The organism is Patiriisocius sp. Uisw_017, from assembly GCF_047731265.1.
Taxonomy (GTDB): Bacteria; Bacteroidota; Bacteroidia; order Flavobacteriales; family Flavobacteriaceae; genus Patiriisocius.
Genome location: NZ_CP159835.1, coordinates 1,679,222 through 1,691,746 on the forward strand (window position 1 = coordinate 1,679,222; position 12,525 = coordinate 1,691,746).

Here is a 12,525-nt window from a genome sequence, read left to right on the forward strand (position 1 = left end):
ATAGAAAGTTGATGTCATATAAAATTTATAAAAGACTTGGCATTGCGTCAGGTCTTTTTTTATTCCCTGTTTTTGGGGTTAAATTTATTATATTTGGGGGTGCCTTTAGCGTTTAAAAATTAAATTTAATTTTTCTGTTTGCGCCGGTGAAAAAAAGGGTGTCTTAGGATAAATAAGTTCACGTTATTATTATAATTAAAAATTAAATTTATTGATATATGAGTGCTGATAAAAAAGAAAAAGTACAAAATAAGATTGAACAGCAGCAGCTAGATGACCGCACGATTTTTTTGTGGGGACAAGTAGATGATAAAAGCGCGAGACACGTTGTGGACCGTTTAATGTATTTAGACAGCTTAAATCATGAGGAGATAAAATTGTATATAAACAGTCCTGGCGGTTATGTTACTTCAGGTTTTAGCATGTACGATACTATCAAGAGCATTAAGAGTCCAGTTTCTACTATTTGCACGGGATTGGCTGCATCTATGGGGAGTATTTTGCTTTCAGTAGGAGAGAAAGGCAGGCGTTTTATACAACCACATGCAAGAGTGATGATTCATCAGCCAAGTGGGGGAGCACGTGGACAAGCAAGCGATATCGAGATTACCGCACAAGAAATTTTAAAGACCAAAGAAATAAGTGCACGTATCCTAGCGGAAAACTGTGATCAGGATTTTGATAAAGTAATGAAAGACTTTCAAAGAGATCACTGGATGGATGCAGAAGAGAGCGTGAAGTATGGTATTGCAGACGGGATTATATAGTGAACATTGAACAGTGAATGGTAATCGGTGGGTAGTTATTTGATTGATATATTTGTATCACAAAGAGATGGATGTATGGATGGATGGAAGAAAACCACAAATCTCGCTGAGGTTAGATATAAAATTAGCGATCGGTTTCCTAAAGAGGAAATATTCGTTGTTACCCGTCAAATACCTCTGGCTGCTGTATCTGTTGCATCAAATCTTTTTGAGGGAGCTGCTAGGAAGCGTGAGAGAAAATTTATTCAGTTTATAAGCATCCCTAAGGGTTCACTTTTTAAAGTTGAAACACGGTACCCGCTTGGCATGCGTTTGAATTTTATTCAATAAACTACGGAAATTGATAGGCTGCTAAAATCTGTTGTAAAATCATTAATGGGCACACTAAATTGCCTTATGAACAAACAAATGTAACGGATCACCATTCACAATTCACCATAAAAATGAACATAGAGAAACAAGTTAACGAAATCACAGGTTTTAAGAACCTAGAACTGCTTGCCAATCAAGTGGTAGAAGGTTTTATTTCTGGCTTGCACAAATCTCCATTTCACGGTTTTTCTGCGGAATTTGCAGAGCATAAAATTTATAATAACGGCGAAAGCACCAAGCATATAGATTGGAAGTTGTATGCGAAGACTGATAAGCTTTATACAAAACGCTACGAGGAAGAAACAAATTTGCGATGCCATTTAATTCTAGATAATAGTAGCTCGATGCATTATCCCGCTATGAAGGAGATGGATATTGGACATCTTAATAAGATTGGGTTTTCGGTATTGGCAAGTGCTGCTATTATGAACTTGATGAAACGGCAACGGGATGCTGTGGGAATGAGTATTTATAGTGACGAATTTGAGTTTTATGCAAGCGAAAAAGGGAGCGAGCGGCACCATCATCAACTTATTAGTCATCTGAATGCTGCGATTGCAGAATCGAGAAGAGAAGTTCAAACAAAAACCTACACCCACTTGCATCTAATTGCAGAAAAGTTAAAACGCCGTAGCCTTGTTTTCTTATTTACTGATATGTTTCAAAGCGATACTGAAGAAGAAAAACTTTTTGAAGCATTGCAGCATTTAAAGTATAATAAACACGAGGTTGTATTATTTCACACTTTTGATAAAGAGAAGGAATTACAATTCGACTTTAACAACAGGCCCAAACGTTTTGTAGATGTTGAAACAGGCGATTTTGTAAATGTATATGCAGATAATATTAAAGAGAACTATGAAGCTGCTGTGCAGTCTTATTTTGACGAATTGGCGGTAAAATGCGGACAGTATCGTATTAAATATGTTCCTGTAGATATTAATGAGTCTTTTAATGCTATTTTGACGACCTATCTTGTAGAGCGGAGTAAGTTTGGATAACGTTCCTTAGCTGCTGAGGGGCTGCTATCATTGGATTCTTTTTTTACTTGAAATTGGTTTTGAAAATTAATTAATATTTTTAAAATAATTGCTTGCAGATATGAATGGTAGTTTTATATTTGCATTCGCTTTCAGCAATGGAAGCAAAAGACATGCTAGTAAAGTCTTTAAAATAGTAGCACGGTCTGGTAGTTCAGTTGGTTAGAATACCTGCCTGTCACGCAGGGGGTCGCGAGTTCGAGTCTCGTCCAGACCGCAATTAAAATGTTGTGTTGAAGTATTACAAGATTGTAATACTTTGTGGTTTAAGAAATTAGACCGATGAGAAGCTTATCCAAACGGATGGGCTTTTTTTGTTTCCAATCAATTTATTCTTCCGAAGCAAAACGCAAAAGAAGCAGCTATAGTAGATGGAATTGCAGTTTTTGGTGTTGATAATATCAAAGAAGTGATTGACTTTTTCAATGAAGAAACCCCACTCGAAGAAACTATCGTTGATATGGAAGCCGAATTCTACGAACATCTTTCAAACCCAGAATTTGATTTTGCAGATGTCAAGGAACAAGAATCAATTAAACGAGCTATGAAGATTGCTGCGGCAGGAGGTCACAATATCATTCTATTTGGGCCGCTGGGATCTGGTAAAAAAGGGATTGCTATACGCCTGTCCAGTATTTTCTCTCTGATGAGCTTGCACGAGTCCCTTGAAACAACGAAAATACATAGCGTAGCAGGACGAACGGTGCATAAAGATGGGATGATGACAGCTAGACCATTTCGAAGCCCACATCACACAATAAGCGATGTTGTGTTGTTAAAATAGAACCAATAAATGTTTATGGAGGCGCCACAGAAAAACCCTATAAACGTTTGATTTATAGGTTTTTTTGTTTTTTGTGTAAAATATTTGTGTAAAACATTTTTCAAATTATTTTCAGATCACAATAAAAATATGTTTTTGACAATTCATTATTTTTTAGCGTCTTAACATCTAATATCTTTATTTATCCGATTACATATTTCTGTTAAGGGCTAATAATTTATGTTACTGGTTCGTGTCTAGTATGACCCGCTAAAAAAAACAGGAAATTCTTTTATTTACACAGTTGTTGCTATTTGGAGGTATTAAATTTACACTTTATTTATAAATTTAATTTTCTTCTACAATTATAATATCACCTTTATTTGTTTTAAAATCTTTCGAAAATCTATATTTCATAAGTTCCACTAATAATAAACTCTTGAAGCAAGTTATGAATCCTAATATCAATTTTGTGTGCAGCTTCATTTTGAAACTCTCTTGTATTTAAACCTTTGATGATTTATTCGTGCTCAAGACGGAAGCCGAATTCATTAACAATAGAAAATATTTATAAATATTATTTAACTGTAATTCACTTAATAATATTTAGTCCATAAAATTTTGCCATTGTATTAAAATATACTTTTTAACACTGTGCTCTTCCCTCCTTAAAAAACCAAATTCATAAACAAATAAATATACATCTCCCTTTTTGTTTTTCCAATAATGTGTGAAAAAATTTGGATCAAAACCTAATTCAATTAACTTATTTGTCCTTACAGTAGCCTTACCTGCCTTATTAAAGGCTTTTAAAATTCTTCTGTTTTTCTTTAACTGATTATCCACTCTATTAAAAAACTTCGGAGTTTCTTCTAAGGACTTTTTATAATGGTATGAACTTTTACAATGAGCATCACAAAATAATTTATCCGATCTCCCTTGTAAATCACTATCACAAGCCAAACATTTCTTTAAACCCATAATTAACTGAATATTAAACGTATACTATTCGAATAAGATACGTTTATTATTATTTGATTTTGTAGTTTTAATAAAAAATCATGAATTTAAAACAGCATATTACTTTAAAACGCCTTTTTATAGAAGATCAATCTTGCATTGGATTAAAGTTCTATGCCAATAAAGCGATACAGATTATTATTAAAGAACTTAATAATGTCCAATGGAGTGTGGAGTTCACAATGTATTATGTCCAAAACAACAAAACTAATATTGATCAAATATTTTCATTATTTAGGGGGATTGCTTGGATCGACACACAATATTTTTATGAAAAAAATAGATCTAAGGAATTGAATGAAACCTTTGACTCATCTTGGGTTAAAGCAAGAAAGCGTCCAAATGATTTTAAATTTTGTCCTGACAATTATCTTCAAAAATTAGAACTTAAAAAATACGCAAACAATACTGTTAAAACTTACGTATCTTGTTTTGAAGACTTCCTAAATTACTACAAACAACGAGATATTAACAAGTTAGATGAGAACGACGTTAGGAACTATTTGGAATACTTAATAAAAATGAACCGTTCAGATTCTTATTTAAATCAAGCTATCAACAGTATTAAGTTTTATTACGAGACTGTACTAGGTATGCCAAATAGGTTTTATAGTATTGAAAGGCCTCGGCAAAAAAGAAAACTACCTGTTGTATTATCAAAAGAAGACGTCTCATTAATCATTGCAAGTTCTAATAACCTCAAGCACAAATGCATTATCAGTCTTTTATATTCGGCAGGTTTAAGAAGGTCAGAATTACTTAATTTAAAGCTAGAAGATATTGAAAGCAAAAGGATGCTAATAAGGGTACGAGATGCTAAAGGAAATAAAGATCGTTATACTTTATTGTCTGAGAAGTTATTAAAGGATTTGAGACTTTATTATAAAGAGTATCAACCAAAAAATTACTTATTTGAAGGTCAAACAAAGGATCAATACAGCCCCAACAGTGTTGGGAAAGTAGTTTCAAATGCTGCTATAAAAGCTGGTATTAGAATTCCTGTTTCGTCGCATATACTGCGACACAGTTTTGCCACTCATCTACTAGAATCGGGAGTTGATATACGTTACATTCAACTTCTACTCGGTCATAATTCTACTAAAACAACTGAAATTTACACTCATGTTGCAAAAAGCAGTTTCGATTTTATAAAAAACCCTTTAGATTTTTAATGTTTATGTATATTTGAATGTATATATAGTAAAAATAAACACACCAGTGTGTTTATCTAAACGTTGTGCACCATATGAAAAAAGGACTCGAAATATTATTAATCCTATTGACCTTTAGCTGTTGTACTAAATCACAGGTCGAATCAAGTAAAATAGGAGCTGACTTTGATCTCAATGAGAGTACTATTTATCTAACTCTTTTCACAAGCGATATTGGTTCAATAATCTCTTTTGACTTAAAAACCAATAAAATTGACTCTATAACTAACCCTGAAAATGGCTACGATTTAAGACCGCGAATATCTTCCAACAGGAAAAGCATTCTATATATCAGTTTCCCTTTACCAGAGAAGGAACACCCTCATTTGATTCTAAAAAACTTGGTGACAAATTCAATTGATACAATTTTGAAAAACCAGCCATTTCTGACAGAAGCGGTTTTTTCTAAGGATGAGAAAGAAGCATTCTTCTTTTGTGCTTCGGAATACAAAAACTATTCACCTATAGTCAGACCAAAGAATCATGGTTTTGACTTATACAGAGTAAACTTTGATACTAAAGAGGTTATTCAAATTACTGACAAGAAGGAATACGACATGCGGCTTTTAAGGTTGGCAGAAAATGGAGAATCAATTTATTGCACAATTCCACCAGAGGAAGGAATAGTATCGATTTCAACCAAAACAGGAAAGAAGACTTCTATTGATTTCAAAGGGAACCCAAGAAAGCAGGTAGAAGGTTGGTTCAATTTAATTGCTTTAAGAAATGACTCTGCCCTTTATGAGGCGCTATATGAGATTTACGAACATGACTTTACTGAGAATCAAAGCGAGTTTATTCTAAGGTCACCTGACAACTCTCACTTTCAGATTATCAAAACTGATACAACTTGGAACAATCTGATATTTACCACAAGCAGTAATGGATTATTTGTGTACAATAGAAAATCAAAAGAAGTAACAGATTTAAAAAGAGAAATAATAAAATAACGGTGCACAACATACTGTAAAGTGCATACCCTTCGGGATACGCACCTTACAGCTAGCATTGTGCATAATGTAAAAACTTTCTGGCAAAGAGAAAAATACGTCTGAATGTATCACGAAATAAAACCAAACTGGTTAATAAAACTAACTTAGATTTGAAAAAAAAAGAAATTTATTGGCTGATTGGAACATTTGGAATTTCAATAATAGTATGCCTGATTCTAATCGGACTTGATTGTTTCAATTCAACATCTAAGACTGACATCAACATTCACGATACATATTTTGTGGTTGAGAAAAAAGAACTGTCATTATTGATTATTAAACTGACTTTTTTCTTTGTGTATCTATTTCGAATGTTCAGAAGTAAATTTAAAAATATAACGGCAAACCTATTTTTTATGATTGCTAACTTTTTTATGAATATGTCAATTGTTGGGCTTTTTTCACTTATCAAATCATTTGCTCGCTCGTCAGGAGTAATTGAAAACACTGCTAATAAAAGTGGAATATTAGATAGTAGCTCGTCTGAATATATTTTCCTTTTTGTATTATTCTTATTTATCCAAATATTCTTACTCGTTTCATTAGCTTATAGCGGATTTAAAACAGGACTGAATTACAACAACCGAAAAGAAAACACTATGCACAACAATGTATAAAAAACATAGGGCGTTTGTGCTAAACCGAAAGGGCTGCGAATATTAATAAAGTCCGCTAAATATAAAATTTGGCGTTTATAGAAGAAAAATAAAAGCAAAATATTTATATTTAGCTAACTAATAAACCGAAACGTAAGTGCTTATTTATTGCCCTACGTTTCTTATACTAAACGTTACCCACAATTGCTCAAAAAAAATATTTTCGAGCAATTGATACTCCAATCTAACTTATAAAAAGGGAAGCAAGTTTGCGCAAACGGACTTTACTCAAACTCGACTGTTGCGCCGATAGCCTTCTTAGCAAGTTTACGCAAACGGATTTTACTCAAAACGTGTTTCAGGACGTTCCAATCTACGCAATCGTAGCGGAATCAAAATCTAATCTTTTTCTAATCGTTGTGTAATCTACGCAAAGAGTCTGTGCTTACTCTTATGTATCGCAAAAGTGGGTAACAGTGCGTATAAAACATAGCAATTCCTGGCAGTCCAAAAGGTTTTTTTGTATTTGTGAAGTCGCCAAATCTTTTGATTTGGCTTTTTGAAAATCAAAGGAAAAACAAAATGCAAAAGATTTGGCTTGTGCTAAACCGAAAAGTTCTTGTATTTTTAGATGCTACGTTTCATACGCTGGACGTTACCCACAATTGCTCAAAAAAAATATTTTCGAGCAATTGATACTCCAATCTAACTTATAAAAAGGGGAGCAAGTTTGCGCAAACGGACTTTACTCAAACTCGCCTGTTGCGCCGATAGCCTTCTTAGCAAGTTTACGCAAACGGATTTTACTCATAACGTGTTTCAGGACGTTCCAATCTACGCAATCGTAGCGGAATCAAAATCTAATCTTTTTCTAATCGTTGTGTAATCTACGCAAAGAGTCTGTGCTTACTCTTATGTATCGCAAAAGTGGGTAACAGTGCGTATAAAACATAGCAATTCCGGGCAGTCCAAAAGGTTTTTTTGTATTTGTGAAGTCGCCAAATCTTTTGATTTGGCTTTTTGAAAATCAAAGGAAAAACAAAATGCAAAAGATTTGGCTTGTGCTAAACCGAAAAGTTCTTGTATTTTTAGATGCTACGTTTCATACGCTGGACGTTACCCACAATTGCTCAAAAAAAATATTTTCGAGCAATTGATACTCCAATCTAACTTATAAAAAGGGGAGCAAGTTTGCGCAAACGGACTTTACTCAAACTCGCCTGTTGCGCCGATAGCCTTCTTAGCAAGTTTACGCAAACGGATTTTACTCATAACGTGTTTCAGGACGTTCCAATCTACGCAATCGTAGCGGAATCAAAATCTAATCTTTTTCTAATCGTTGTGTAATCTACGCAAAGAGTCTGTGCTTACTCTTATGTATCGCAAAAGTGGGTAACAGTGCGTATAAAACACAGCAATTCCTGGCAGTCCAAAAGGTTTTTTTGTATTTGTGAAGTCGCCAAATCTTTTGATTTGGCTTTTTGTGAATCAAAGGAAAAACAAAATGCAAAAGATTTGGCTTGTGCTAAACCGAAAAGTTCATGTATTTTTAGATGCTACGTTTCATACGCTGGACGTTACCACACATTTGAGAAAAACATTGAGAACGACAATAATATTACTTCTGATTTTAGTTTCGAGCCTTTCCTATGGACAAGGAAATGGACTTTATAAGTTCCAATCCGAAAATGGTAAATACGGATTTATGGACAAAACCGGAAAAATTAAAGTAAAAGCAGAGTATCTAAATGTTGGAGACTTTAGCGAAGGACTTTGCTACGCTTCGAAAGAAGTTATAAAAAAAGGCTACAAATGGATTTTCATAGACACTCTAGGAAATAAAGTTTTTGACATTAAAGACAATTTTCCAGAGACAGAATTTAGAGAAGGATTTGCTCGAATTTCAAGCTTTGAGGGACATTGGTTCGTGAATAAAAACGGAGTAAATGAATTTGGAAAAACTTGGAAAGACGGACACGAAGAATTTAAAAACGGAATTGCATTTGTTAGCAACAAAGAGTTCTCTGATTTTTATCCAATAAATACAAAAGGAGAAAGAATTGGCAAAAAAACTTTTTCAAGAGTTGAGATTTACAACTCAAGAAAAAATGACAGTTCGGAAACAAAAAGTAAAACGGAATTTAAGTCAGGTAAATATATTCCGTTTCAAGAAAATGAACTTTGGGGTTTCAAAGACAGTCTAAATAATATAGTCATCGAACCAAGATTTTATAAAGTAGATAAATTTAAGAACGGAGTTTGTGCTGTAAGAATTAATAAACAAGAATTTGAATTTGCAAATGACTATTTTCTTGATGCACTGATTGACGAAAATAGTAAAACTCTTATCGAAATCGGAATGCATTGCTATATGGGGTTTCAAGGAGAGTTAATTGAGTTTTATGGAGGGGGACATTTTTCTGGAGGTGTTCATTACCTGAATAAAAATGGAGAGAGAATTATACCAACGGAATAAAAAAACGTGTGGTAACAACGTGTATAAAACATAGCTGATAAGTGCTAAACCGAAAAGCTTATGTTTATTTACAGAGTCCGCCAAATTTTTAATTTGGCTTTTAAAATGAAAAGATAAAAACAAAATAAAAAATTCGGCTAAGTGTTTAATCCGAAAAGTAGTGCCTTTTTACACGCTACGTTTCATACACAAACCGTTACCAACCATAAGAAAACCAATGCAAATGGATAAGAAGAAAGCTTTAGAACTTCATAAAAAGATGATTAAACAAGGTAGTATTCCAACAGAATTATTTAAGCACACAGCCATCTCAAATGGTTTATATAAAACATTAATAAATTCTGAACTTTGGTTTGCTGCACCAACAAGTTTTAACGACCCTTTTGACTGTCAAATAAATGACCAAACAAATTGGACAGATAATAATATAAGAAATTATGTATCAAGGACTAACTCAATAGGAATTGACCCAGAAGATGTAGTTCAGGCAAACCAACAAACACCAGGAAGTTTTAACCAATTTTTCACAAACCATTTAAAAAAAACATTATCTAAAATTGGAGTAACTTGTTTCTTACAAAAACCTGACAATTTGTTATTATGGGCTCATTATTCAGATTCACACAAAGGTGTTTGCTTGAAATTTGACATAACAAAAGACCCTGATTTCTTCTCAAAAACATTTGCAGTTAAGTATTCGAGTCAATACCCAAATTTTGACTATTTGACAGAAAGAGACCAATTAACCAATAAGGCTATTCTCACAAAATCAGAGCATTGGGAATATGAAGATGAAATAAGAACCATACAGGACACTTTTGGTCTGTATCCTTTTAAAAAAGAATGTTTAACTGAAATTATTTTTGGATGTAAAACAGACCCAAATGAAATTAAAACTATTAGACAAATTGTTACAAATGCAGGCTATCCAAACTTGACATTAAAGCAAGTAAAGTTAAAGACTAATCAATATGATATTGACATTATTAATATATAATAAAACGGTTGGTAACACTGTATATAGCAAATAGGGCATTTAGTGATAAATTGAAAGTTCAGTGCTATTTACAAACACCGCCAAATTTTTAATTTGGCTTTTTAAGATGAACAAGTTAAAAACAAAATATAAAAATATGGCTCAGTGCAAACCTGAAAATTTATTGCTTTCTACTGCCCTACTTGCCATATACTAATCGTTGTGTGTAATTTTACAAGTTGAGGAGCTCAAACCGACAAAAACCGATCTCTTTTCATAGAGCTAAGTTTGTAAACTAAAGAATAACGTTACGTATATGCTTTCCTGAAGAAACAAAATTAAACTATTAAAAAATACTTTTTTTTCGTCATGTATAGGTTGTGTATAGGTTGTTGTTTTTTTTGAATAGTATTCTATAGTTATCTTCGAACCAAAATTAAAACTAAATATCCTTATGAAGAATTTTTATTTAATACTTATTACACTGACTGTGTATACAGGGTTTTCGCAAAGTTTACCGATTAATTTTGAAGGAGATGTTACGACTGCAGACTTCGTAGATTTTGACGGAGGAACGGGAATTGTAACTACTAATCCAATGCCATCAGGAAGCAACACAAGCAGTTCTGTTGCACAAATAATAAGAGAAGGTGGAGCAATTTGGGGAGGAAGCAAAATCATATTGACTGACAATCTTGATTTTTCTGTATTAACGAAAATTACGATGAAAGTATATACTACAGCACCAATTGGAACAACCGTTAAGTTTAAATTAGAAGGATCAGGGTCATCAGTAGATGTTGATGCTAATACAACTGTTTCTGGTGAATGGGAAACTTTAGAATGGATTTTTTCAGGTACTCCTAATAACCTTAACGAATTGGTTTTTATGTTCGATTATGGAAATGTAGGTGATGGTACCGCCAGTTCTACTTTTTACTTCGATGATATCGAACAGATAGCAGGACCAACGGCTCCAATACCAACGTCTTTACCAATTGATTTTGAAACAGGAATCGTTAACACTGACTTTATAAATTTTTCTGGATCTACAGCTAGTATCATTTCAAACCCTCAAATTGATGGTATCAATACGAGTAATACAGTTTGTCAAATCGTACGAGATGGCGGAGAATATTATGCTGGAAGTAAAATATTTATTGACAGCCCTATCGATTTATCTACCATGTGGCATATTTCCATGAAGGTTTATACAACAGCTCCAGTAGGTACAAGAATTAAATTGGAATTAGAAAACGTAAGCGGAGCAACCAGTTTAGATTATTTAACAACAGTGTCTGGAGCATGGGAAACAGCTAGCTGGAATTTTGATGGTCAAGCTAATGATTACGATAGAATACAATTTCTTTTTGATTTTGGTAATGTAGGAGATGGTACAACAACATCTACATTTCTGTTTGATGATGTACAACAATTTGCAGGACCTGCTATACCAGAACCAGTGGCAACGAGCCTACCAGTTGATTTTGAGAACAGTGTCGTTACTACAGACTTTACCAATTTTTTCGGTTCAGTAGCATCTGTCATCCCAAATCCGCATATAGACGCAAACAACCCTAGTGCGACCGTAGGCCATTTTATTAGAAGTGGTGGTGCGGGATATGCGCGTAGTAAGCTGGCATTAACAGACTTTATTGAGAATATGTCTACTTTTGGAACTATCTCTATGAAAGTATATACAGATGCACCTGTAGGCACCTTAATGAAATTTAAGTTGGAAAGTAACGTAGCTGATTTTGGAAAAGAACAAGACGCCTTTACTACTGTATCGGGCGAATGGGCAACCTATACTTGGGACCTTTCAAACGGAGATAATGGAATTTATAATGTACTAACATTGATGCTTGGTTATGCTACACCAAATGATGCGTCAGCAAATGCCACCTTCTTGTTTGATGATATTGAACAAGTAGCTACTTTGAGTGACGGCATTGATCAAACATTTAATATAGATGAAGTAAAAAGTTACCCAAACCCTGCAAAAGATTTCTTGACGATAAGCTCTAAAAATAAGAGTATTAAAACAATAACTCTTTTTAATATTCTTGGAATTCAGGTTACAACTCTTTATCCAAACAGTCGTGAAGTGACCATTGATGTGTCTAATTTTGCTAGTGGTGTTTATATTGCAAAAATTTCAACCCTTGAAGGAGTGGGCAGTATTAAGTTAATCCTGGAGTAGGAAAATCAGAAATAGCGATTATTCCCCAACAATATACATAAAACAAGGAAAGAAACCGGAAAACCCCATTATGCAATTGAAATTGAACTTTTCAATAGATATAAAAAAA

At 33.5% G+C, this 12,525-nt stretch carries 10 protein-coding genes, 1 tRNA gene and 1 pseudogene; 11 read left to right on the forward strand and 1 reads right to left on the reverse strand.

The features are described 5' to 3' along the window. Positions 1 to 218 precede the first annotated feature (218 nt). The 5 genes and pseudogenes from ABXT67_RS07550 to ABXT67_RS07570 form a co-directional block, all read left to right on the forward strand. Entirely contained in the window at positions 219 to 767 is a 549-nt protein-coding gene (locus tag ABXT67_RS07550) for a ClpP family protease (RefSeq protein WP_415376657.1), read from the forward strand. A gap of 75 nt (positions 768 to 842) precedes the next feature. Continuing rightward, the gene (locus ABXT67_RS07555; protein ID WP_415376658.1) at positions 843 to 1,097 is read left to right on the forward strand and encodes a four helix bundle protein; all 255 of its coding nucleotides are present in this window, start codon (positions 843 to 845) and stop codon (positions 1,095 to 1,097) included. 113 nt (positions 1,098 to 1,210) lie between these two features. Further along, on the forward strand, positions 1,211 to 2,140 hold the full coding sequence (locus tag ABXT67_RS07560; RefSeq protein WP_415376659.1) for a DUF58 domain-containing protein: 930 nt from the start codon (positions 1,211 to 1,213) through the stop codon (positions 2,138 to 2,140). Between the two features lie 182 nt (positions 2,141 to 2,322). Further along, positions 2,323 to 2,396, forward strand: a tRNA-Asp gene (locus ABXT67_RS07565). A gap of 111 nt (positions 2,397 to 2,507) precedes the next feature. Beyond that, positions 2,508 to 2,957, forward strand: a pseudogene (locus ABXT67_RS07570) (ATP-binding protein); the annotation flags it as partial. A gap of 591 nt (positions 2,958 to 3,548) precedes the next feature. On the opposite strand, the gene ABXT67_RS07575 reads toward ABXT67_RS07570, so the two are convergent. Continuing rightward, positions 3,549 to 3,923, reverse strand: a complete 375-nt coding sequence (locus ABXT67_RS07575) for a hypothetical protein (RefSeq protein WP_415376660.1) — start codon at positions 3,921 to 3,923, stop codon at positions 3,549 to 3,551. A gap of 80 nt (positions 3,924 to 4,003) precedes the next feature. On the opposite strand from ABXT67_RS07575, the gene xerA reads away from it, so the two are divergent. From xerA to ABXT67_RS07605, 6 genes are all read left to right on the forward strand, one after another. Next, positions 4,004 to 5,134, forward strand: coding sequence for a site-specific tyrosine recombinase/integron integrase (gene xerA / locus ABXT67_RS07580; protein WP_415376661.1), 1,131 nt, complete (start codon positions 4,004 to 4,006; stop codon positions 5,132 to 5,134). Between the two features lie 74 nt (positions 5,135 to 5,208). Continuing rightward, complete coding sequence (locus ABXT67_RS07585) at positions 5,209 to 6,123, forward strand: hypothetical protein (protein WP_415376662.1); 915 nt, start codon at positions 5,209 to 5,211, stop codon at positions 6,121 to 6,123. Between the two features lie 152 nt (positions 6,124 to 6,275). Beyond that, the gene (locus ABXT67_RS07590) at positions 6,276 to 6,782 is read left to right on the forward strand and encodes a hypothetical protein (protein WP_415376663.1); all 507 of its coding nucleotides are present in this window, start codon (positions 6,276 to 6,278) and stop codon (positions 6,780 to 6,782) included. A gap of 1,483 nt (positions 6,783 to 8,265) precedes the next feature. Continuing rightward, positions 8,266 to 9,237, forward strand: coding sequence for a WG repeat-containing protein (locus ABXT67_RS07595; RefSeq protein ID WP_415376664.1), 972 nt, complete (start codon positions 8,266 to 8,268; stop codon positions 9,235 to 9,237). Positions 9,238 to 9,460: 223 nt separating this feature from the next. After that, positions 9,461 to 10,234, forward strand: coding sequence for a DUF2971 domain-containing protein (locus ABXT67_RS07600; RefSeq protein ID WP_415376665.1), 774 nt, complete (start codon positions 9,461 to 9,463; stop codon positions 10,232 to 10,234). Positions 10,235 to 10,667: 433 nt separating this feature from the next. Continuing rightward, positions 10,668 to 12,416 carry a T9SS type A sorting domain-containing protein gene (locus tag ABXT67_RS07605; RefSeq protein WP_415376666.1) on the forward strand — a complete coding sequence of 583 codons (1,749 nt, stop codon included), beginning with the start codon at positions 10,668 to 10,670 and terminating at the stop codon, positions 12,414 to 12,416. The last annotated feature ends 109 nt before the right edge of the window (positions 12,417 to 12,525 follow it).